Source organism: Flavivirga jejuensis, from assembly GCF_030540765.1.
Classification (GTDB): domain Bacteria; phylum Bacteroidota; class Bacteroidia; order Flavobacteriales; family Flavobacteriaceae; genus Flavivirga; species Flavivirga jejuensis.
Map to the genome: position 1 here is coordinate 314,819 of NZ_JAUOEL010000002.1, position 24,791 is coordinate 339,609.

Below are 24,791 nucleotides of genomic sequence, written 5' to 3' on the forward strand. Positions count from 1 at the left end.
AATTTTGAAACGTAAAAAGGTGCTAATAAAATTAGCACCTTAGTAACTAATAATGATTATTTTTTCTTTTTCTTAGCTGCCTCTAAGATCTCTTTACCACGTTTTTCCCCAAAAGCTTTGATTACGCTTTTTGTAAATTCTTTACGGTTTGCTTTTGCTTTTGCTTTAAATGCATCAGGATCACTTTCTTTTAATCCTTTTGGAAAATTAGCACGGTCTTGTAATTTTGCTTTTTGTAATTCAAAATATGTGGCTTTTTCGCTTTCACTTAATTTAATTGTAGTTTCTAATTTTTCGACAGCCTTAGTCGCTCTTTTTTCTATTTTCATTTCTGATTTAGACTGAGCCAAAGCAGATACACTTATTAATAGACCTACAATTACTGTTAATGCACTTTTTTTCATTTTTATTAATTTAAATTATACATTTTTATCTCATATTTAAGGGATAGAGAATTTTAACCACTATACAAATTAACCGTTATTTGAGCTTAAATACTTTCTCATTTTCATCATTGTTTTGCTCTAATTATTCTTTAGGCACTTTTATTACTATTCGCTCATTTAACCGAAAAGAATTCCTCAAAACTTACTACGGGGTTATTCATTCTTTGATACAGAAGATACTTTATCGATGCTATAGCTTGAGAAGATTTAAACTATTAATATTGATAAGATACTAGAAATTTTCTAAACTATTGAAATGTATATACTTGTTATAATTTACTTTATTCTTACGAAGGGTCTAGGCTTGCCCTATGGTCTGTTCTTAGCGATTATTTTTGAGCCTTTAAAATTTATAAATATCATTTAGGCTTCAATATTTGTGGGTACGCCGTAGCTTCTGGTTGGCAGGTTTCACGAATTCACAGGAATTCAGTTTTACTATATTTCGCGAAGCAGACTTCAGTCTGCCAAAACGAACCTATGGACTTCCAGTTCATAATAGTTTAGTTATTTGAAAAGGGCTTTTTTAAAAACTCTGAAGGCGAAACACCATGTAGTTTTTTAAATGAAGTAGAGAAATAAGAACTGGATTCGATACCTATTTGGTACATAACTTGCGCAACATTAAAGCCTTCATTACTTTTTAGAAGCTCGGCGGCACGTTGTAACCTATAATTTCTTAAATATACATTAGGTACTTGACCTGTAAGTTGTTTTAACCTTCTGTAAAAATGCGAAGTACTTAACCCTGAATCTCTAGACAACTCTTCAACTCCAAAAGAGGAGTCGGATAAGTTTTTTTCTATAACTTGAATAATGTTCGCTATGAATGCTTCATCTTTTTTTGATAACTCTAAATTTTTATTCTCCCCCTTAGGAAGCAAGCTATTCTTAGCGAAGTATTCTTTTATTTGTACGTTAGATTCAATTAATTTGTTAATTCGTAATTCTAAATGTTTTAAAGAAAAGGGCTTACTTATATAATCATCTGCTCCATATTCTAAACCTTTTATCAGATTATCATTATCTCCCAAAGCGGTTAATAATAAAACAGGAATATGGCAACTTTCTGGTGCCGATTTTATTTTTTCACAAAGCTCATAGCCATCCATTTCTGGCATCATAACATCGCTTACTATTAAATCGGGTTCTTTTAATTTAATTTTATCAAACGCTTCAACACCATTATTTGCAATAAGAATATTATACTTTACTGAAAGTTCAGCCATCAAGAAATTCTGAATATCTACCTCATTTTCCACAACAAGAACAGTATATTCTTTTTGTTCTTCAGTATCTGATGATAAAGGATTCAATTCATTTACTGTGTGCGATAATGGTACCCAATCTTTAATATATGATTTTTCAGTTAATGAGGCGTTATCTAATAAAGAATCTCCAATCTGTTTAGATGGTATTTTTACAGAAAAACGTGTTTCAATACCAGGCGTGCTTTTGGCCGAAATTTCACCTCCAAGTAAATCAGCAAGTGATTTACAAAAAGATAAGCCTATGCCACCACCACTTATATCTCCGTCTTTACTTCCTAATTGGTAAAAACGTTCAAAAATATTGATTAAATTTTCTTGAGGGATTCCTTTTCCTGTGTCTACAACATCTATATTAATTATTTTTTCATCAGAAATAACAGAGATACCTGCTTCAATACTAATGTTGCCTTGTGCTGGTGTATTTTTAAAAGAATTAGAAAGTAAATTAAAAATAATACGTTCAACTTTTTCAACATCTAATATGATTTCTTCGTTGGGTTCTGTTATTTTATAAAAGAAATTAATATGTTTCTCTAATGCAAAATCTTCAAATGCTTCTGTTGTAGGGTAAATAAAATCTCCTAAAGTGCATTTTGTTAAATTTAAATTAACATGCCCTTGTTCTGCTTGCCTAAAGGTTATTAATTGATCTGCTAAACTTAAAAGCCGTTTAGTGTTCTTTTCAATTATATTTAAATATTTAACGTTTTTGGTATCTGAATTACTTGCTATAATACGTTCTAAAGGGCCAGAAATTAAGGTTAAAGGTGTTCTGAATTCATGAGACAAATTTGTGAAATATCTAAATTTACCTTGGTTGATGGTTTTTATTCTTTCTTTATCCATTTTTTCATAGATAAGCCCCTGTTTTAATCGTTCGTGTTGCACAAAATAAATGACTACTCCTATGCAAATTGATACAATTAAAATAAGAAAAAGTAAATAACTCCACCATGTACTATACCAAGGAGGTAAAATTTCAAGATACAGTTTTTTGTCTGTTGTACTCCAAATACCATCACCATTGGCAGCTTTTATTCTAAATACATAATCACCCGCAGAAAGATTGGTGTAAGTTACTGTAGTTTTTCCAGTTGGTTTTTCTATCCAGTTATCATTAAACCCTTCTAATTTATAAGCTACTTTGTTTTTGGAAGGTTCAGAAGTGTGTTTTACAGCTAAGTTAAAAGAAATAATGTTTTGATTTTGACTTATAGCTATACGCTCAGTTTCTGATATTGACTTTTCAAGTATGGTCTTATTGCTTATCTTTTCATTGATCTTTACAGGCTTATTATCAATTAATAAAGATGTTATCAATATTTCAGGAGGTTGTGTATTTAACTTAATGTTTTCTGGTTTAAATATGGTTACACCGTTTAAGCCTCCAAAATAAAAATAACCTGATTTTCCATTAAAGTAACAATCTTGTCTAAAATTATTTTGAGCCAAACCATCTCTTACATCAAAAACATTTATATTATAATCGTTTATATTAAATTTAACCAACCCCATATCGGTACTTAGCCATAGGTGGGACTTGTCTTCTTGTAAAATACCATAAATGGCGTCGTCTGGTAGAATATCATTTTTCCTGAAATATTCAATTTTAGTAGGCGTGCCTTCTTCGTTTAATGTCATTTTATTTAAACCACCTCCAAAGGTGCCTATCCACAAATGATTGTTTTCTTTATGGAGTGAGAATATATTATCGTAACTTAATTTTACTTCATCAATATTATTGGTGGTATACTGTTGTTTTATTATTAATTTGTTTTGTTGAAAAAAAGCTTTTAGAAGCCCCTTATTTGTTCCAATCCAAAACGAGTTACCATGATCTTTAACTATAGCTTGTATACGACCTCTCTCTAAATTAAAATCTGATTTTACTTGTAAAACTGGAGCGTCACTATTTTTTATTTCTTCCCAAGGATTTTCTACTACTATGATATGATTACCCGCAAAGAGCATCTTTTTATTATCAATTTGAATAATATTACGAAAATGCTCGCTTTCTGTATTTTGAAAAGCAACTTTTTTAAATTTATTATTTAAAGGGTTATATATGGTTAATGTATTATCAGAACCAAACCATATAAAGCCTTTGTCATCCTCATAAATACAACGAATAATATCGTCATTAAGCAATTCTAAGTTCGAATCTAAATCTTCAAACTGTAATTTACGAATGTTCTTATTTTTTATGGTGGTTTTACTTCTAAATAAATGAGAATTAAAACCAGATAACCAAAGGTAACCTCGGCTATCTTCTAATATTGATGTTATTAAATTATCTGATATTGAAGAACTATCATAAGGATTATTTGAATAATTAATAAATGGTTTTTGAGTTAAGTCTAATTTGTTAATACCACCTTGTGCAGTACCAATCCATAATACATTAAAATTGTCTTGATACAAGGTGTTAATTAAGTTACTGCTTATGCTTAATTCGTTTTTTTGATCAAAAGCATAATGCTCAAATGTGTTTTGATCTTGATTATATTTATATAAACCATCACCTTTTGTTCCTATCCATACCATTCCATAATGATCTTCAAAAATAGAAATGATTTTTTGGGGTACAGTTTGTTTTTTTAAATCGTTAAAAGACTCTATTATGTGGAGTCTTTTTTTATCAAAAGTTACTTTATACAATCCATAGTGAGTACCAATCCAAAATATATTATTTATGAGTGAAATTGTAGTTATTGGAATATTTTTAAATTCGTCAAAGCTATAAGGATTTTGAGCTTCATCGTTTAAGGATATACTTTTTAAGCCAGTTAAAGTTCCTAAAATTAATGTCTTTTCATCTTTAAAAAAGAATGAATTAATAGAAGGTCTTTCAGAATCGTTTTTCAATACGTTTTTTGATACTTTAAAAACCCCATTTTCAATATCTGTTAATTTACAGGAATACAAATGATTTCCTCCAGAAAACCAAATTTGCCCTAAAGGCCCAGATTTTATATGGTTTACTACAATTTTTTTTGATAATGGTACTGTATAAAAACGCTCTAGCCATGGAATATAAACATTAACTCCTAAATTTGTGCCAATCCATAATACGCCTTGTTCATCTTTGAAAAGTGAAGAGATAAAGTTGCTAGATAAATTACCATCAGTCTTAGATTGCGTTGTATATGTTTTAAATTCATACCCATCATATCTAATCAATCCGTTGGGAGTACCATACCATAAAAAACCATATCGGTCTTGTTCTATAGCGTTTATAGTATTTTGATTAAATCCTTCTTTATTTGAAAATCGCTTAAAATTTTGAGCATTTAAAAAGAATGAACTAAATAAACCAGAACTTAACAAAATTATGAATAAAGCAAATTTGATATCTTTTAGTCCTTTTATCATAAAGTTGAGAGTTTAATTTTTCTTAGTAAGAATTTAATAAAATAGGTGAAATGAGATTTATTTAACTATATAAAAACGATTCTAATTTTTCGACCATTTTTGCTACGGCAGAAAAAAGGAACACATTGATAAATATCAGTAATAGCAATAACTAAAATTCTTTGATCTCCACTTAGAGACTGTTTAAGTTTTGTTTTTGGAATTAGTTTGAGTGGGTTACATTCTCTTTCAAGACAAAATAAACTAAAGGATAAAATTTAAACAGTTTCTAACTATAAATATAATTGATTAGTATCAACAAAGTTATTAATTTTTTTTAAACTCCCTCCCTTGTTCTACTAAAAGCAACACAAAACTTGATGAAATATATTTTTTTAAATGGCCTTATAATCGTTTGCCTCAAAATCGTTGATGGTATTATAATCGGGCTTCTTTTGTTCATTAAACCATATAAAATGAATGCTCTATAATAGTGCTTGTTCTATTTTTCTAGAAGAATAGTACAGAAATAAGACTGCTTTTTCATCTTATTAATAGTATCTAGTTTCTATTTAATTTACTATTGATTTTTATAACCTTGCATTAATTAAGCAATAGAATGAATAAATAGAGAAAGACAAACATGTGGGATTTCATGAAATTTACAAATAAATAAAGAATCATGAAATTTAAAATTTTGGTATTATTATGTATTATCTTTTTTTCTGTTTCCTGTAAAAAAGACTTATCAATAAAAGAGTCTGCTTTCAGTAAATCCCATGTTACAGGAGATTATATTCTTGATGCACCAGATAATTGGTGGCACTGGGGTATTGCTCCTATTTATGATACTTCTAATAAATTACATGTGTTTATGTCCGCTATTCCAAATGATGGCAGTTGGATAAAAGATAGTAAAATAGTTCACTATACAGCGAAGTCTCCAGAAGGACCTTATACATTTGTTGATACGACTTTTACAAGTAAAACCCATACGTATCATAACCCACAAGTATCTCGAGTAAATAATACTTATGTTCTCGTGTATTTATTGAAAAACAGAGAAACACCAAATATCAATCAAGAAATAGGAATAGCGACATCTAAGTCTTTGGATGGTCCATGGACAGAAAGCCCACACAACCCTATTATCAAAGCATCAGGAAAACAAGGTGATGGTTCAAACATTTTACATGCCTCCAACCCTACTTTCATAAAAGACAAAAACGGAAAATTCAGGATTTATTATAAATCAATAACAGATGCTTATGGTTCTGAAAGACACCGCGAAATTTCTTTAGCATTAAGCGATAATATTGAAGGGCCTTATAAAAATTATGAAAACAATCCTTTAATTAGTTATGCAGATAAAGGTTTGGACATAGAAGACTGTTATGCTTTTCTATACAAAGGCTTTTATTATATGATTGTAGAAGATAGAAAAGGAGTTAAAGATATGCTAGAGGGAAAAAGAAACGATAAGAATAAACCAGGAGGTTGGAGACCTGGACTTATTTATAAATCTGAAGATGGAATATATTGGGGAAAACCAGAAGTTGGTTATAAAACAAATGAACAATATTTTGGAGATAAACTGGCAAGAACAGAGCGCCCACACATTTTATGGAAAAATGGAGAACCCGAATATCTTTTTCTAGCCTGTCATGATGAAGATCCATCAGCAGGTTTTTTTGTTAAAATTGAAGGATGGACTCCAAATTAAGAATAATGAATTTAAAAATGCTAAAAATTAACACGATAAGTTTATTACTGGTTCTGCTTTTGTTTCCTCTTGTTTTAATGACAAAAAAAGCCTAATGTTGTCCATCCAGCTTATTCTATCTATATCGAAAAATTATAATCAGCTTAAAAACATTATTTAAAAATTAATGTTCTAATGTAGAACTTAAAAAGCATAAAAAACTACAATAAACTTTCTAAAAAAATATAATACATTATCGATACTATGCATGTGAAAATATAATGACAAATTAAAGAGCATGCAGATACTAAATGCGGTAAGAAATTGTTAATAAAAACTCATTATGAATAAAATAGCTTTATTACTTATAATACTTGTTGTTATAGGTTGTAATACTTCAAAAAAGGCAAATGTGAATACCCCAGAAAGATCGCCAAATATCATTTTCATTTTAGCAGATGATTTAGGATATGGAGATGTTTCAAGTTATAACGAAAATTCTAAAATAACTACGGTTAATATAGATAAACTAGCTTCAGAAGGTGTTATGTTTACAGATGCGCATACCAGTAGCGCTGTATGTACTCCTACACGATATGGTATATTAACTGGGCGTTACAATTGGCGTTCAACATTAAAAAAAGGCGTGTTAGGTGGCTACTCAAAAGCATTAATTACACCAAATCGTACTACGATAGGTAAATTTCTAAAAAATGAAGGATATCGTACAGCTTACATAGGGAAATGGCACCTTGGTTGGGACTGGACTTTTGTAGACAAAGATTCTATGGATCAAGCTAAATTGAATGCTAAACCTAAAATAGATTATTCCATTCCAGTTAAAAATGGTCCAAATACTCGGGGATTTGATTATAGTTATGGTTTTAATGGATCATTAGACATGGCACCTTATGTATGGGTTGAAAACGCTAAAGCAACTATGGTTCCTACTAAGGTTACGCAAAACACAGGACAAGCTATGTGGAGAAAAGGGCCAACTTCTAACGATTTTGACCACGAGCAAGTATTACCAGATATTACCAAAAAGACAGTGAGTTTTATAAATGGGCATGCTAAAAACAATCAACCGTTTTTTGTTTATATGCCATTACCAGCACCACATACGCCTATATTGCCAACAGAAGAGTTTAAAGGTAAAAGTGGATTAGAAAACCCGTATGGAGACTTTGTGATTATGGTTGATTGGGTTGTAGGTGAAATAATGAAATCATTAGAAGAACAAGGCATTGCAGATAATACCCTATTAATATTTACCAGCGATAATGGCTGCTCTAATCAAGCAGATTATGAACAATTGGCAACCAAAGGACACGACCCCAGTTACATATTTCGTGGGCATAAAGCTGATATTTTTGAAGGCGGTCACCGTGTGCCATATGTAGTGCGTTGGCCTTCTAAGGTAAAACCTAGCAAGTCTAATCAACTAGTTTGTACCACAGATCTTTTCGCTACTGTTGCTGATATGCTTAATGTGCCGCTTAAAAATAATTTTGCTGAAGATAGTTATAGTTTTTTGTCAGCATTAGGCATTAAATCTAGCTTGCCAAAAAGAGAAAGTATTGTTCACCATTCCATCAACGGTTCTTTTGCTTATCGTAAAGGAGATTACAAAGCTATTTTTTGCCCAGGTTCTGGTGGTTGGAGTTTTCCTAGACCAAATGATAAAGCTATTAATAGTTTACCTAAATTTCAATTATATAATTTAGGTAATGATATTGGAGAAGAGCATAATTTACAAGATAAGCAACCTGAATTATTAGAACTATATAGAAAAGAACTTTCACAAATTGTTTCAAACGGTAGAAGTACTGAAGGAGAAAAACAAAAAAATGATGGCCCAGAAATGTGGCCTGAGCTAAGTTGGATGAATGATGAAGAGTAGAGTTCTAATTTTTTCAGTTCATTTATATAACCATTATAACAAAAAATAAAAGCAAACATTAATTATGAAACTAAACAAGTTTAAAAGTAAATTGATTTTAGAAAACGTAAATAAATCAATATGTTATAACTTATTTTTAATTTTACCTCTCATGCTTTTCTCCTGTAAAGAAAAACAAGAGAAAGTAGTAACAGAAAATAAGAAACCAAATATTGTATTTGTTATTACTGACGACCAGGGTTATGGTGATTTAGGGCATACAGGTAATACAATTATTAAAACGCCTGCCATAGATAAATTTGCTGCTGAATCCATAAGCTTAACAAACTACCATGTAGGAACTACCTGTGCGCCAACCAGAGCAGGGCTATTAACAGGAAGAAATTGTAATAGAAATGGCGTTTGGCATACTATTATGGGAGCTTCTATGTTAAACCGAGAAGAAACAACCATAGCTAATGTGTTACAAAGTAATGGCTATAAAACAGGTATGTTTGGCAAATGGCACTTAGGAGATAATAGTCCTTTTAAACCACATCAAAGAGGTTTTGATGAAGCATTTTATCATGGCGGCGGCGGTGTAGGACAAACTCCAGACTATTGGAATAATGATTATTTTGACGATTCTTATTTTAGAAACGGCATTCCAGAGAAAAAAGAAGGCTATTGTACAGATATATGGTTTGATGAAGCTTTAAGCTTTATAGAAGCTAAAAAAGATGACCCTTTCTTTTGTTACTTAAGTTTAAATGCCCCACACGGTCCTTACAACCTTCCAGAAGAATATTATAATTTATATAAAGACGAAACACGTATTCAAGAAACTCAAAAACGTTTTTATGGTATGATCACCAATATTGATGACAATTTTTCAAAGTTGTTGAATAAATTGGAAACTTTAGGAATAGCCGAAAACACAATAGTAATTTTTACTACCGATAACGGTACAGCGCGGGGTTATAAAGTCAATGATAAAACAAATGAGGTCTTTGGATACAACGCTGGCATGCGTGGAACAAAAGGCAGTCATTATGATGGAGGACATAGAGTACCATTTATTATTAGATGGCCTGATGGCGGATTAACAGGAGGCAAAAGTCTTGACGGCTTATTAGCGCATGTAGATTTATTACCAACTTTAACAAAATTTACAGGACAAACGCATACCATAACTAAAACAATGGATGGTACCGATGTTAGTGACTACCTTTTAGGCAAGCGTGAAGCTCCAAAAAGATTTTTAGTGACTGATACACAAAGAGTGCCATGGCCTATAAAAGGAAGAAACAGTTGTGTTATGGAAGATAACTGGCGTTTAAATAATGGAAAAGAGCTTTATAATGTAGCAAATGACCCAGGACAAACAATTAATCTCGCTGATAAACATCCAGAAAAAGTAGTAGAAATGAATGCTTTTTATGAGAGCTGGTGGGAAGACGTTATTAAAGAAACCAAATTTTCTGTTATAGATTTAGGAGTAGACGCTATAGATGTGATTACTTGTCATGATGCGAGAACTATAGATTATTATCCACCATGGAATCAGCAATTAATACGTGTAGGAAAACCTATGGAGCCAGCCCCGTTTACTGTTAATTTTGTTAAGGCTGGAACTTATAAATTTCATTTAAGAAGATGGCCCTCAGAGAGTGGATTGGCTCTTAGTGCTGAGTTGAAAAATGGGAAATCAGCAACTTCGCATACAGAAGAAATTGTTGATGGAAAATCTCTTAAATTTAAAAAGGCCTATTTAAAAGTAGGTGATAAGAATATAGAATCTGATGTAGATAATAGTGCGGAAGCTACTATACTAGAAATGGAAGTTGCTCAAGGAAAAACAGAACTTTTAGCTTATTTTGATATGGAAGATGGCACACCTTGTAATGCTTTTTATATCGATGTTGAAAAAGTAAATTAGGGATTTTAATAAAAACCTGTGTTCGACGTAAGGAAAATGAGGTTGTTTTTATAAAATACTGTTTACAATATATATATATAAAGTAAATTTTTAGATATCTGAAACATATTCAAATCTATTAGTTTCAAGCTAAAAACTAATAAACATACCATCTTCTTCCTTAAATTATCATAAACTAGCTCTTGACACAAAAGAAGGTCTGTCTTTTATGTCAAGAGCTAATTTTCAGTTGTAAAAAGTCTAGCTTAATCTTTTAATAATTTTAACGTTTTTTTACTACCATTCTCATACATCACTTGTAATATGTATAAACCTGTTTCTAGATTTGATATATCTATATTCTTATACTCATTACTAAATTCGTATGTTTTTACTCCATGCAGACTATATAAAACACCTGATTTAACTTCTCTTGAAAGGTTAAAAACATCTTTCACTGGATTCGGATATAAATTAATCCCTTGAGAATTATCTTTTACATTGTCAATTCCTAAAACTTCCGATACATGGAATGTAATTTCATAAACTCTAAACTTTGGAATTAAATTATCAGAATTACTAAGTGCGGTAATAACGTATTCCATTGACTCAGGTACACTTGTAAATGCAACTGGATTATTGAAATCAAATTCTGCATTAGCAGAGGTAGATTCACTTGAGTAATTATAACTTTTAGTCTCATCACCAATAGTAATATTAAAAGATATATCATCATTTACTTGTGACCTCACTCTAAAGGTAATTTTATCACACACAACTGATGCATTATTCATTGATTTCACAAGAAATTTAGCACCGCTACCTAATGCTCTAGATTGTAGATAACTCGTTTTTACTGATGTATCCCCTATTAATTCTAAATAATTATCTGAAGGATTGAAAGCTTGTTCTGGATCAGTATTCAAATGTATCTGAGTAACAGGAATCGTCACAACCTCTTCTGATATAATTAAAAAATTATTCTCATCTATTAACGTAAACACAACGGTAGTAGCGCCTTCTGGAACATTTGCTGTAATAATATTTCCGTTGATGGCAGCTGTAGATTCAAACCATTCATCACCGCTCTCTTCACTTTTTTGATAAAGAAAATATGCTGTATCTATTGCAGCTTGACCTGAATTAGCGGTAACTGTACTTGTTACTGTATTTGTGTCTTGGTCAAAAATTGTGGAAGTTATTGAAGGTACGGCATCTTGGTTCTCCAATGGAGCACCAGAACCTGTATAATTTGGATTCCATTGGGGGTATCTAGCATTATTATCTACCAAAAAAGTTTCTAACTTAGAAATTAATTCATTTTTAATACTTTCAGAAACACTATTTATCACATTTGTAGCCTCTTCTATATCATTATTGCTTCCGTCTATATTATACAACTGATAAAGCTCATAAGAGCCGTCTATATGGTTTTTATATAATTTATACTCATTACTTCTAATAGACGATTGCATTTGGGTATCTTTATTGTGCGGGAAATGCCAAAAAAGATCTGTTCTTTCATTTCCTTCAGTATCTTCAACAATTGTAGATGTCCCTTTTAAAATTGGCGATAAATCAGCTCCAGCTAAAGCATCAGAAACACTCGTATCTACACTTGTATCTGTTAAAGATAAAATTGTAGGAAAAAAATCTAACTGCGAAACAACGTTATCATAATGCCCCACAATAACATCAGGACCAGTAATAACTAAAGGCGTACGAACGCCACCTTCTTGGGCATATTTCTTTCCTTTATTTAAAGGAAAATTATCTGTAATAATTTCACCACTATTGACCTCTGCACCACCATTATCAGACGAAAAGATGATATAGGTTGTTTCAAATAATTTTTTCCCAGGATTTCTTGGGTCGTCAGTTGTTTTTAAATAATCTACAATTTTTCCTAAACTCCAATCTAACGAAGCAACCATAGCTCCATAATAAGGGTTTGTTTGTCCTGGTGTAGTAATAGCCTCATCTATTGTAGGCACAGGGATTCCTAATTTATTACAATAATAAGTCAATAATGCCAAATCTCTAGTTTGTATTGGTGTATGAACCAACCATGTTGCCATATATAAAAAGAAAGGCTCAGATTTATTAGCTTCTAAAAATGTTAATGCATTTTCTGTAACTGCGTCATACGGTCTGCCGTCTGCATCAATTCTATAAGGGTCATCTACAGCATCTGTTGCATAACCAGTAGTTCTATCTCCCATACCAGAAGCAATACCTCTTCCAGTAAACTGAAAATCAAACCCTTGATCAATAGCCTCAGGAAATGTATTATGGTTAGCTGCCATGTGCCATTTACCAACATGACCAGACTTATAACCTTGCGCATCCAGTGCTTCGGCAATGGTAACTTCTTCAACTTGTAATCTTCCAGGAAAAAAAGGGTGAATCAACTTATTCGCATTGTTATTACTATTCACTTTAGGTATCTCTCCTCCAGCAACATGGGTCATTTTAGTTTGCGTAGTATGATGTCCGCTCATCATCGCTGTTCTAGATGGAGCGCAAGTTGGTGCAGGAGAATATGCTTGTGAAAAATTAGCTCCTTCTGCTGCTAAACTTAACATGTTAGGAGTTTCCCAAGGAACAACTGCGCCTTCATCATTCAATTGAGTATCTTGCCACCCCAAATCATCGGCATAAAAAATTATTATATTTGGTTTAACTACATCTTGACCATACGTCTTTGGTAAAAAAAATATACTAAATAAACAAAGCAGGATAATGTTTCTCATCATTAAATTATTTTTAAGCAAAGATAAATTCTATAGAAAGTTAAACTTGTCTGTATTCAACCAAAAAGTTACTTATATCAACTAATAAAGAATTTCTTGAACCAACTATCTTCGAGACAGAGTCATAGAGGTATTTCGCTGGTTTCATACCCAATCAAGTTGCCCATAAGGTTTTGACCTAAAAAGGTCAAAAACCAAAATTCTGTATTTTACCTCTCCCAGAACTGCCTTTTTTGGCAGTTCTGACCTCTCCAAAGGCGAGGCGACATCGGAAACCCCGACGCAGAACCTCGAGAAATTCTTTAGATTAAATAAATGACTTAAATAAGCAATAATAAAGTCTGAATAAGCAACAGTATTACATATAAAAATAGGACTTTAGCTACATTATTAATCTACTTAAATTATAAAATTATGTTAAAATTGAAAATCGCTTTTTTATTTCTGCCCCTCTTTTTCTTTGTAAACAAAATTCAAGCACAGTATCTCTGGTACGAAACAGGAACTGAGAATATTTTATTTACAGGAGAAAGCTCAGGCTCATTAAACAAAAACAAAGTAAATCCAGATATTAATGGAGTAAATACGAATATCAAAAGTTCTAAATTTGTTAGAAATGCTTCAATAAGCAAAGGTTTTACTTATTTTAAATTATACCAACCCATAGAAACTGCTACAACTTATACAGTTTCTTTAAAAGGGTATATAGATGTTACTACGTCAAACTTACCATCAAGCCCTAAACGTCTACGAGTATATTTAAAAAATACGATTACTGGAGATTTAAAATACAAACAAATAAATTTCACCAAAGGTCAAGAATGGGAAGATTTTTCTTTTGTTTTTAACCCTAGTGATTTCACTTCAAGCGGATTAGGAAGTGGCGGTTATAATCAAATGTATATTGGTTATGGAAATGGAATATCTTCAAATTCAAAAACGAGCTATTACATCGATCAAATTTACGGTACAACAAAACAAACACCAATCAATGCTATTGCAGAGTCACTTCAAGGATCTTGGGGAGGTCGTTTGTATGTAAGAGGTGGTGAAGATTTAGATGACTATGTTGATAATAAAGGGTATGATTATGTAGCAGGAGCACAAGAGATAGTAAGTAACTACCCTACTATGGGACATGTAATTACCAATGCTACCAATAATGCAAATGCACAATTATGGACCTTAAGAACAAACCCTAATGTGGATGCGGTAATGGGAGCTGCAAATTCTATTATAGATGAAGAATTTGTACCTAGCTTAGCTAACGAACAAATTATTATTGATGTAATTACTGAATTTAAAAATGCTAATAAAAAAGTAATTTTATATTTAAATGGACAAAGTCCTGGAAATAGAGCCACAGCAGCTGGAGCTGTAGCGTGGAATAATTATGTAGATACTTATTTTTCTGGAGATGGGCATGCCGCATGGATGGATTTATGTGAAGGTTACATAAAACGTTTTAAAGAGCTAGGAGTAGATGGCTACTGGTTAGATTCTTTTGGGACTTACAATGTAAATAAAAGCTTAGGAGCTAATGATGTTCCAAGTACTGATGCTGAAAAAAACGAATTTGTACAAATGATTCGTAATGTAGATCCATCAATTGCCATTACAACTAACTTTGAAAAAGACTTTTTCGAAGATGGAAATGGTAACCGTATAGAGGTTGATACAGATGGGGTTGAAGATAATGACGAAAGTGATTATAGAATTATAAAGATGACAGCCACAGACCCTTGGTCAGACTTCACAGCAGGACATATTACACCTTTAGCACAAGGCGCACCACCTAATTCTTGGGCATATGAAGAATTTACAGTTACAGATATTGAAGCATCACCAATAGCATCTTATGATGATACCAAACAAACGGTAAAGCATTTGTTTTTACCTATAAGAGAAAGATGGTCTAGTGAAAAAACTGATTTAATGTTTGATGGGGAACAGGCATATCGATTTGCAAAGAGAATTACGGATGCAGGAGGGTCTGTCACTTTTTCTAATACAACAGACGATGGTACTATAACGCCAGATGAGATAGCTGTTTTGAACTATGTAGATCAACAATTTGCGGCTAATGCTGCTGCAACACCATATGTTCGTCCTTTAGGAGCTTTTCTTGTTGGTGAAGCGCAAACTTATCCATGGTATGAGAATGAAGATGAAACTATTACAGATTACATCGCTGTAGAAAGTTCATCTGATGGTACAACTACTGAAGATTTTTCTAATCCTTTTAAAACAGGAATTAATACTAGTGATACAGTTACAAAATTTGTAAGAGATGGAGGGACAACAGCTAGAATATACTTTGATTTACCAAATCCAATTACAGACCTTTCATCGCTTAAAATATCTTTGGATGCCTTTATAAATCATGGCAACCCAACTGCTAAAGATTTTAAGATTCGAGTTTTTCTTCTAAATACAACTTTAAATACAAGAATTTATAAGCAAATAAGTTTATCTGCAGCAAAAACTTGGGAGAACTTAGAGTTTGACTTTAGTGCTCATGGCACATATCCCGATGGATATGATCAAATGGCAATAGGATTTGCGAATGGAGATGCTTCTGGAACAACCAAAATCTATTATGTTGATAATGTAAAGGGATCAATCAACCAATTCCTTATTGCGACTACAGCAAAAAAAGAATCTATAAAAAGTACTAACCTTATTTCTATTGGTGAATCCCAGATTGAACAGAACGATTCACCATTAAAAATATATCCAAACCCTGTAACTAATTCTTTTGAAATGTCTAAAGAATTTAAATCTGTATCTATCTATACAATAACAGGTAAAAAAATATTAGAATTTTCTGGAGATCAAAGTAGTTTTGATGTTTCGAATCTTAGTGCTGGATTTTATGTTCTTAAAGCTAATGATAGTAAAGGGAACCCACATATACTTAAGTTTATAAAAAAATAGATTATTTCAAGGACTAATAGTCGAAATTTATTTTATTAGATCTAACCTAAATTAGACGTAAAAATATTTGTTTTTTGTCTAATTTAGGTTATTCACATATAATGAAGTTAATCAAGTTCTGAAACAAGGGTTTTACATTTTGCTCTGAACTTAGTTAAAATAGCCTCATAATTGATATTCCCTACCAAATTATTTTGTTCTTTAGGGTCTTTTAAAACATCAAACAACTCTTCATAAATAGGTGCTTCATTAATAGTTATAGATTGATTAGGAACGTATTTGTTTCTGTCATTTTCTTTACTAAAAGAACGAATGTATTTAAATTGCTTACTACGCACAGCTTCTTGCCTAGGGTAGCCTTGATCTGTAAATAGGTTTTCTAAAAAGATTTCATTTCTCCATTTTATATTCTTTCCTTCAATTAAAGACATTACACTTTTTCCTTGATAAGATTCTGGAACAGCGACACCACACATTTCTAAAATGGTTGCAGGAATATCTTGACCAACTACCAATTCGTTTATCACTTTCCCTTTTGTTTTGTCAGTGAAAAAAGGAGAATAAACTATCATAGGAACATGAACCGATTCATCGTACAAAATAGTTTTCCCTCCCAATCCATGTTCGCCTAAAAACAAGCCATTGTCTGATGTAAACACAATAATGGTATTTTCATCTTCGCCAATGTCTTTTAAAAACGCACGCAAATTCCCAACCATTAAATCTATGGCATGAACAGCGCGAGTCATTTTTAGTTTTTCATTTAATAATTTACCTTTATTTGAGGTCACATAATATTTCATTAAATCTGGCGTGGCATACACATTCTCAGGCAAACTAATATCTTGAGGATATCCATCAGGCAATCCAATTTTATGTTTTACATCGTCGTATCCTGTTTTGTAATACTCTGGATCTGTTGGTTTTGAACCCATACCACCAATACTAGAAGCATGCGGAAGATTTAAATTAATCCAAGCTGAAAAAGGCTTGTTAGGATCTCGCTTCTTAATTTGATTTTTAATAGATGAATCTGCATTTTCGTAGAAATAATCATAGGTATCATCTTGTGTTAAATAAGCTTTAGTAGCCTCCAACATGCCTTCTATTTGTGTTTTGTTTTTAAGGTTGGCAAACTGTTTGTGTTTTTTTGCAGGATAAAATCCTAAATGTCCGTCTCCATAATAACAAAAATCTGTGTTTTCTCTTAAAGGTGTATTCTTTTTGTCTCCAATTTTGGTATGGTGTTTCCCTATAAATGCCGTTGAATATCCCGCTTCTTTTAAAAGTACTTGCCAACTTTTTTTATACGTTTTCTCAGAAATTATATTTTTAGAAATGTAATTAAAACCGATTTTATTTTTTCTTTCCCACTGCGCTGTAAAGATATTTGCTCTACTAGGTCCGCAAATAGGACTTGTAATATATGCGTTGTTAAAAAACGCGCCTTCTTTGGCTAATTGATCAATATTTGGCGTTTGTGTTACAGGATCTCCTGTCATACCCAAAGAATTGAACCTTTGATCATCAGAAAAAATAAAAATTATATTAGGTTTCTTTTCTTGTTTTTGAGTAGAACATGATGTAAAAAAAGCGAGTATAAATATACTGTATAGAATTGTTTTCATAATATGTTAATTAGAGCTGTAATAGGTATGCCCTGGTAATCGTTTTGTTTTTTCACCGAATCCAAATAGGTTTTGTTCTTCTTTTGTTTTTGGTAATTCTATAATTGTTAAGTCTGTTTTCTTTAAAGATTTTGAGGTAATAATAACAGATTCATCTTTCTTTAAATCAATATTATATAATCCATCTTCTTCTTTTATGTCAAGGTATTTTCCGTTGATATAAAATTTTGGCTTTTCAAAATCGACTTGTACGTTACATGTATTTCCTTTTAAACTTTTTATAGATATAAATTCGGTGTTTCCTTTTACTTTTTTAGCACTTACCAAAAATGCGCCTTGTGTTCTTAAATTATGAAATGAAACATCTTCCCACAGTTTTGGACTTGCAGGAAATACATTTATTTTCCCGCCCCAACTTTGTAGCATCATATCATGCAAACTCGTTGCAAATGATAAAGGGCTTTCAATAACTGGATTGATTTTACCTTCCGAATACATAGTTGTTGATGAAATATTTTCGTGTTTGATTAAAAAATCAAGATAATAATACGCCTTTTCCGCATCGCCTAAACTAGCATACATAGAAGATGCCCCTGTAGCTGTATAACCTGTTACGGGCATGGCTTTAATTTTTTTACCACTATTAAATGTAACATCTAACCAATGATCTAGAGACCTGCGCAATAGTTTTTTATCTGCTTCATTTTCTGGTGTAATTACCATTAAAGGGTAAAAAGCCAGTAGATGTGAATAATGACGATGTGGATTAGAAAAAGGAATATCTTTTCCAATTCTAAGTCCGTTTTCATCTATTTGAAAATCAACTAAATTGTCTAGTAAATGTTTCCATTCTTTTAATAAGGGATCATTTAAATTATGTTGCTTATCAATATCTATTAATGTTTGACAACTCCAACGGATTAATGCCAAGGTAAAATTAATATCTTGACCATGTCCTGGTTTATACTCAGGAGACCAACTGTATTTAATATGAATTTTGCCATCATCAGCATCTACAGGATTGTCTTTAATATAATTTAAATAACTATTGACTGTCTTTTTTAAGATAGGGAACAATTTATCTCGCATTCTAATCTCATCCTCATCAAATTTACAATGCAACCAATAATCATGCAACATCCATGTTAACATATCTGGTACTTTCCCTCCATTATATGCTATTAAATCTTGTGGCAACAAAGCTGCTACGGCTGCACTATTCTTCCAATGTTTTGGTACATTTCCTTCTAAGTTTTCAGTGTATTTATCAATGTTATTTGGTAAAGATTCTCCAATAGACATTCTGTTTGCAGTTAAATGTGTCCAATAGATTAATTGCACATTCAAATCACCCCAAACCATTGGCCAAAAGGTTCTATTATACCAAGGTCCCATTAAATCTAAAATAGGGCCATTTCCTCTAGAGGCAGCCCCAAGTTTATACATTTGTATCCAATAGAATGATTCTTTTTCGGCATCGTTAATAGTTAAAAAACTCAAAGGATAATAGTCATGCCACCATGTTTGATGAGAAGAAACAAACCTGTTTTCTTTGATGAGCTTCTCCCCTGTTTTTAAATTCTCAGTAACTATTTCTAATGAATTATGTTCTGGATACGTGTGATGAACACTTGCTATTAATTGTTGTTTTCCTGAAGGGCTCCCTAATATCTTCCAACCTGTTGTTGTTTCTCCCCTATTATCAAATAAAGGTTGATAACAGAAATTATAACCATCTTTTTTGCTAAGCGTTGGTTGTGGTGGCATTTCTAAAGTAGTAGCTCTCATTTTATCCCAAGTACCGCCTTTTGGACCACCCCCACTTTTTAAAACTTCATAAACTGGTGGTATAGGATCTTCGGCATGCCAGGTAATTTCTACTTTTTCGTCTGTTGTATCTGTTTCAAAAAAAATAACATCTTTTGTACTATGCGTAAAACCTTTAATTTTATAGGTTCCTTTAGATGTGGTCACAACACCTGTTAATTCTGCATTCCATAAATCTAAGCGCATATTAACTCCTGTTATTTTTCCTTTTGATTTCAAGTTGAAATAACCAAGTGGTAACCTGCTTCGTTTAATCCAAAGCATTTCTTCAGCTTTTGTTTTCGCTTCTCTATGATCATAATAATCATGCCTTCCTATATAAAGCGATATAACATTACTTTCTGATTCCTCTGCTTGATAAAATAAAAAACCAATATTCCCATTACCTGTATATGGTGCTGTTTGCCATTTGTCTGGAACAATATCCCAAAGCATATCGTGTTTGGATAAAAAGGACTCGTAATCTACTTTAAAATCAATATGTTTTTCTTGTGAAAAAAAAGAAGTCGAAAAGAAAACAAAACAACAAAAAATAAGTGCTTTTATATTATACATAATTATTTAATATTTGATATTGCTGTAGATTTTTTTGATACAAAATAATCTACAGTGGTTTTAATTATTGACTCTCGAGTTGGGTTAATATTTGCCTCTACTTTTCTCCAGTTATGCCCCGCATTTTTTACAATCAAAACTATAACAGGTGCACCAATCTCTTTTGCCTTTTCTTCCATATAATAAGCGTGTTTTACAGGAATAGTGGTGTCTTTATCCCCTTGTATCATTAATAATGGAGCGCTGTCTTTAGTTAGATAGTTAATAGGACTCATTTCTCTATAAAAAGCCAATTGATCTTTTTTGTTAGTATTTGACGGTAAAATTCTAGGTCCAAATCTATCTTTAAATTTTTCTCTATCATCATGATTAAATAAGCTCGTCTTTTCAAAATCACAGGGACCATACCAAGAAACTCCAGCAACCATTTTATAAGTATAATCTTTTAATTTAGGATCTCCTTTTAAGCTTTCTGGTGAGCTTAACAATAACATTTGTGATATTTGACCTCCAGCAGAATCACCAAAAGAGTAAAAACGATTTTTATCAATTCCTAATTCTTTACTGTTTTTAGACAAATAACGCAATCCATCTTTACAATCAATAACACAGTCTCTCATTGCTGTACTTCCTTCTTTTTTCCATAATCTGTAACTAACAGATACTACACAAAACCCTTTCTCTAACAATGCCGTATGTACAACCTTAAAAGAAGCATTGGCAGCTCCATGTCTACTACCTTGTGCCCATCCACCACCATGTGTGTATATGACCACAGGTAATTTTTCATCTTTTTTTCTGTTTTTAGGATAGTAAATGTCTAAATACAAATCTTGCTCTTTAGTTTCTTTATACAAAACGTTTAGTTTTCTTTCTCCTCCAACGTTTAAATAAGGGGGTTCAAACTTAGCGACTAATTCCTCATAAGTAATTTTATCATCTTTATTGATATCATATTTTTTAGCACGTTTCCATTGTTTGCTATCTTCACTTTTTAAAAATACTCCATCGTTATTTCTGTCTAGTGATTTCCATTTCTTTTTTATAAATTCTCCTCTATATAATCCGTTCGATTGGTCATCCGTTGTGTATTGAGAAATTCCTTTAAAACAAATCAACATTATAAATAATAATACTATTGCTTTTAATTGTTTACACATAATTATCTGTTTATATATTCTTTTATAACCTATTTATTATAACCTATGGGCATTTCTGCATCAACCATAATTTGCCATTTTTTTAAATCTTTAGCTAATTCTTGTGCTTTTTCAGTATGGGTTTCAAATAAATTGTGCTCCTCCGCAATATCTTCCTCTAGGTTGTATAAATACTCCTTTTGCGTGTCAAAACCAACAATGTATTTCCATTTTCCTTTACGAATGGCTGCTCCCATAGAAAGTCCTTCTCGTCTGTAATGCGGAAAATGCCAATAAAGCGTTCTTTCTGATGTATCCTTTTTTCCTTGTATTAAAGGCAATATACTTTCTCCTTCCAGTTTTGAATATTTATTTGCATTACCTCCTGCCAATTCAACAAACGTTGGAAAAAAATCAACACTTGTAACAGGTGTATTACAAACACTTCCTGGTTTTACTTTTCCTAGCCAATTTACAATCAAAGGCACTCGTATTCCCCCTTCATTTAAGGTTCCTTTTTTACCTTTTAAAGGAGGATTTCCAAAAAGTCCTCCATTATCAGAATAAAAAATAACGATGGTGTTCTCTAATAATTTTAGTTCTTCTAACTTATCCATCACCTTTCCAACGTTTTCATCTAATTGATCTATCATGGCAAAATATCTATTTCCATCATACTTTTTAATGGTTTCCTCTGGTGCTACCAAAGGTTTATGAACCGTATAAGTCGCTAAGTTCAAGAAGAAAGGTTTTTCTTTGTTTTGTTCTATAAAATTTACAGCTTCGTCTCCCAATCTATCCGTTAAATATTCTCCTTTAAGTCCATCTGTTATGGTTCCATTATTATAAGGAGAAAAATAACGAGCGGGTTGACCATAAGCACAACCTCCAATATTTACATCAAAGCCTTGTTTATCAGGATTAAAATTAGCATCAACAATTCCATCTTTTGTATTTCTGGAACCTCCGCCACCTAAATGCCATTTACCAATATATCCTGTTGTATAACCTTGTGTTTTTAAAGCTTCAGCAACAGTTATTTCTTCTGATGGTAAGTGATCTAAAAAGAAAGCTTCTTTTAACTTTTTGTTTTTGTTCTGTTTTGATGCATATTTCTCCATGCCTATTCCTGGAATATGACAGGTGATTTTTACTGCCGCAGGAGATTTGCCTGTAACAAGACTTCCTCTAGTAGGAGAACATACAGGTGCAGCCGTATAAGCATCTGTAAAAGTCATGCCACTTTTAGTCAACTTGTTAATGTTTGGTGTTTTTATTCCTTTTTTCTGATTCATATACTCCACATCAGAATACCCTAAGTCATCCACAACAATAAAAACGATATTAGGTTTATTTTTGGGTGGTTCCGAATGGATAGAAGCACAGGCAATAAAAAGTAAAACGACAATTAAAATTTTAAAACGGAAAAAGTATTTTATCATTTATATATAAATTCCAGGTATTTTAACTACATGTAATGATTCAAAAATAGGCAACTTAAAGAAAGTATGTTTTCTCATTTCAACCATTAATTTGCTAGTATCAACACTTTATTACCTAAAAAATTACCTAAAAAAAATGCTTCCAAAGATTTGGAAGCATTGAGTTATTATTTCGTTATCTAAGACAGTATTTATACAGTGTCTTAGATTATATAAATATTATTCTACAACAATTTCAAAACGCTGTAAATATGTAAGCCCTATTTTTACTCTAGTCATATTAATCCCCCAATCAGGAATTTTTGTATCTGGATTTCCATTTTCTAAATGTGGGCGATACAAACCAAGCGCCATTGGCGTGTTTTCTAAACTTATCCCCGAGGCAAGCCATAGGGGATACTTCGGCTCCGCTCAGCACAGGTTTTCGCCAGTTTCATTTTGCCTTTATAGAGGCAAAAATCGAGTTTTTTTATTTTGCCTCACCCAGAACTGCCTTTTTTTGCAGTTCTGACCTCTCCAAAGGAGAGGTTAATTGGAAACCCCGACCCAAGGATCGGAGAATTTTTAGATTAAAAATACAAACGCTATTGCCATTCCTATACCCAATTTTGTTTTGTTCATCTTAACAAATATTATTAATTGTTGTTGAATATGCTTTCTATTTCGGAAATTGAAACGCCTAGTGTTTTCTGAGAAATTTTAGATAACGCTTCTGGAGTGCCTTCAAAATGACAAGTGGTTTGAATATGAGTTCCTTGCTCTCCTACTTTTAAATTTAATGCTGGAGAAGATGTTTCTAACTCATAAAAAGGGCCTAATGGTTTTTCACCTGGAGCTGGCACACCATCATTATATGAATTCACGACATCACCTAAATAAGGTTCTTTTTGAATTTCCCATTTTGAGTTTACATAATCTGTAATATTATTGGGTTTGTTATATTTTACAATGGTAAGCGTTTGACTACCTGCATCGTAAGATCCTAAAACATTTTTTGCTCGTTTTGGTGACAGACCGATTTTACTTCTATGTTCTCCATCTCCACTAAAATAAATCACGTCGTCTTTTACAATTAAACGCTCCGCAGGGACTTTCCCAAAATAATCATCATTTACTGGCACACCCAACTCTAACTCTTCACCGGAAATATAAGGAATTACAATAGTCATTTCTGGCGATGGATTGAACATTCCTAAAAGCCAGATAGATAATAAACCTGTTTCTTTTACCCAATCTTTGTCTCCTAAATTTGTTAATGAATTAATGGTTTGATATGCCACAACATTTATTTCGGATGTTGCATCTAAACCAAGTTCTTGTAAGACTTCTTGGGTTTCTAACACTTTAACATCACGCTCAATATTAAAATTAAACCTAAAACCTGAATAGTTTTTTAACGACGCTTTTTTAGAAAAAGTAACTGCACTTTTTGATGACTTTTCTACATCAAAAGATTCCAAGTCTATCAATTTTGGTGTATACCAATTGTCTAAAGTAAACTCACTTCCTTTTTTAAAAAATATGGAATATTGCCCGCCTTCTGGCCCTAACCAAAAACGCTCTTCGCCTCCAAAAACATTAATATGATCAAGGGTGTCTTTAGAGCTAAAAAGTTCTTTATTAATCCAACCGTAGCTTCTACCATCTAACCCCTTGGAACTTGTTGTCATTACTCTTCCTTGTAATGCTGGAGAAATAGCAACTTTAGCATTACCCGAAAAATTAGTTAACTCTATAATTTCTGTATGCTTTTTCATAAAGCTTACATCATCAGCATAAGTGCTATAATCCTTAATAGTATCCATCATTTTATCTGCTTGTTTTTTTTCTGTATTCTTTTTGCAACCAATAGTGATTAGTCCTAAACCAAAAATGGCTACAATTAAAAACTTAATCTGTGTTTTTTTCAAATTTATTTATTATTTTTAGTGATACTTCAC

13 protein-coding genes are annotated in these 24,791 nt (G+C 32.0%); 4 read left to right on the forward strand and 9 right to left on the reverse strand.

Annotated elements, in window-relative coordinates:
* Positions 1 to 56 precede the first annotated feature (56 nt).
* Together Q4Q40_RS06375 and Q4Q40_RS06380 are read right to left on the reverse strand one after the other, a co-directional pair.
* Positions 57 to 404: a hypothetical protein gene (locus Q4Q40_RS06375; RefSeq protein ID WP_303300952.1), complete on the reverse strand. Its 348-nt coding sequence runs from the start codon at positions 402 to 404 to the stop codon at positions 57 to 59.
* A 545-nt stretch (positions 405 to 949) separates the two neighbouring features.
* Positions 950 to 5,089, reverse strand: a complete 4,140-nt coding sequence (locus Q4Q40_RS06380; RefSeq protein WP_303300953.1) for a hybrid sensor histidine kinase/response regulator transcription factor — start codon at positions 5,087 to 5,089, stop codon at positions 950 to 952.
* 661 nt (positions 5,090 to 5,750) lie between these two features.
* Between Q4Q40_RS06380 and Q4Q40_RS06385 the strand changes: the two genes are divergently transcribed.
* The 3 genes from Q4Q40_RS06385 to Q4Q40_RS06395 all read left to right on the forward strand — a co-directional run bounded on the left by Q4Q40_RS06385 (position 5,751) and on the right by Q4Q40_RS06395 (position 10,591).
* Positions 5,751 to 6,791 carry a glycoside hydrolase family protein gene (locus tag Q4Q40_RS06385; protein WP_303300954.1) on the forward strand — a complete coding sequence of 347 codons (1,041 nt, stop codon included), beginning with the start codon at positions 5,751 to 5,753 and terminating at the stop codon, positions 6,789 to 6,791.
* A gap of 322 nt (positions 6,792 to 7,113) precedes the next feature.
* The gene (locus Q4Q40_RS06390) at positions 7,114 to 8,673 is read left to right on the forward strand and encodes a sulfatase family protein (protein ID WP_303300955.1); all 1,560 of its coding nucleotides are present in this window, start codon (positions 7,114 to 7,116) and stop codon (positions 8,671 to 8,673) included.
* Between the two features lie 64 nt (positions 8,674 to 8,737).
* A complete protein-coding gene (locus Q4Q40_RS06395) occupies positions 8,738 to 10,591 on the forward strand; it encodes an arylsulfatase (protein WP_303300956.1) in 1,854 nt (617 codons plus the stop codon).
* Between the two features lie 245 nt (positions 10,592 to 10,836).
* Here Q4Q40_RS06395 and Q4Q40_RS06400 read toward each other — a convergent pair whose 3' ends face one another.
* Positions 10,837 to 13,326, reverse strand: a complete 2,490-nt coding sequence (locus Q4Q40_RS06400) for a sulfatase-like hydrolase/transferase (protein WP_303300957.1) — start codon at positions 13,324 to 13,326, stop codon at positions 10,837 to 10,839.
* 411 nt (positions 13,327 to 13,737) lie between these two features.
* Between Q4Q40_RS06400 and Q4Q40_RS06405 the strand changes: the two genes are divergently transcribed.
* Entirely contained in the window at positions 13,738 to 16,260 is a 2,523-nt protein-coding gene (locus Q4Q40_RS06405; RefSeq protein WP_303300958.1) for a T9SS type A sorting domain-containing protein, read from the forward strand.
* Between the two features lie 107 nt (positions 16,261 to 16,367).
* On the opposite strand, the gene Q4Q40_RS06410 is transcribed toward Q4Q40_RS06405, so the two are convergent.
* The 6 genes from Q4Q40_RS06410 to Q4Q40_RS06435 form a co-directional block, all read right to left on the reverse strand.
* Positions 16,368 to 17,888 carry a sulfatase-like hydrolase/transferase gene (locus tag Q4Q40_RS06410; RefSeq protein ID WP_303300959.1) on the reverse strand — a complete coding sequence of 507 codons (1,521 nt, stop codon included), beginning with the start codon at positions 17,886 to 17,888 and terminating at the stop codon, positions 16,368 to 16,370.
* Positions 17,889 to 17,894: 6 nt separating this feature from the next.
* A complete protein-coding gene (locus tag Q4Q40_RS06415) occupies positions 17,895 to 20,270 on the reverse strand; it encodes a glycosyl hydrolase family 95 catalytic domain-containing protein (RefSeq protein WP_303300960.1) in 2,376 nt (791 codons plus the stop codon).
* A gap of 2 nt (positions 20,271 to 20,272) precedes the next feature.
* Positions 20,273 to 21,430, reverse strand: coding sequence for an alpha/beta hydrolase (locus Q4Q40_RS06420; RefSeq protein ID WP_303300961.1), 1,158 nt, complete (start codon positions 21,428 to 21,430; stop codon positions 20,273 to 20,275).
* Between the two features lie 29 nt (positions 21,431 to 21,459).
* Entirely contained in the window at positions 21,460 to 22,851 is a 1,392-nt protein-coding gene (locus Q4Q40_RS06425) for a sulfatase (protein WP_303300962.1), read from the reverse strand.
* A gap of 219 nt (positions 22,852 to 23,070) precedes the next feature.
* Positions 23,071 to 23,205: a hypothetical protein gene (locus tag Q4Q40_RS06430; protein ID WP_303300963.1), complete on the reverse strand. Its 135-nt coding sequence runs from the start codon at positions 23,203 to 23,205 to the stop codon at positions 23,071 to 23,073.
* A gap of 281 nt (positions 23,206 to 23,486) precedes the next feature.
* Positions 23,487 to 24,761: a DUF6786 family protein gene (locus Q4Q40_RS06435; protein WP_303300964.1), complete on the reverse strand. Its 1,275-nt coding sequence runs from the start codon at positions 24,759 to 24,761 to the stop codon at positions 23,487 to 23,489.
* Positions 24,762 to 24,791: the final 30 nt, after the last annotated feature.

Coding starts and splice junctions, on each gene's coding strand:
- Q4Q40_RS06375 (WP_303300952.1), bottom strand. CDS start 404: ATGAAAAAAAGTGCATTAACAGTAATTGTAGGTCTATTAATAAGTGTA.
- Q4Q40_RS06380 (WP_303300953.1), bottom strand. CDS start 5,089: ATGATAAAAGGACTAAAAGATATCAAATTTGCTTTATTCATAATTTTG.
- Q4Q40_RS06385 (WP_303300954.1), top strand. CDS start 5,751: ATGAAATTTAAAATTTTGGTATTATTATGTATTATCTTTTTTTCTGTT.
- Q4Q40_RS06390 (WP_303300955.1), top strand. CDS start 7,114: ATGAATAAAATAGCTTTATTACTTATAATACTTGTTGTTATAGGTTGT.
- Q4Q40_RS06395 (WP_303300956.1), top strand. CDS start 8,738: ATGAAACTAAACAAGTTTAAAAGTAAATTGATTTTAGAAAACGTAAAT.
- Q4Q40_RS06400 (WP_303300957.1), bottom strand. CDS start 13,326: ATGATGAGAAACATTATCCTGCTTTGTTTATTTAGTATATTTTTTTTA.
- Q4Q40_RS06405 (WP_303300958.1), top strand. CDS start 13,738: ATGTTAAAATTGAAAATCGCTTTTTTATTTCTGCCCCTCTTTTTCTTT.
- Q4Q40_RS06410 (WP_303300959.1), bottom strand. CDS start 17,888: ATGAAAACAATTCTATACAGTATATTTATACTCGCTTTTTTTACATCA.
- Q4Q40_RS06415 (WP_303300960.1), bottom strand. CDS start 20,270: ATGTATAATATAAAAGCACTTATTTTTTGTTGTTTTGTTTTCTTTTCG.
- Q4Q40_RS06420 (WP_303300961.1), bottom strand. CDS start 21,430: ATGTGTAAACAATTAAAAGCAATAGTATTATTATTTATAATGTTGATT.
- Q4Q40_RS06425 (WP_303300962.1), bottom strand. CDS start 22,851: ATGATAAAATACTTTTTCCGTTTTAAAATTTTAATTGTCGTTTTACTT.
- Q4Q40_RS06430 (WP_303300963.1), bottom strand. CDS start 23,205: ATGGCGCTTGGTTTGTATCGCCCACATTTAGAAAATGGAAATCCAGAT.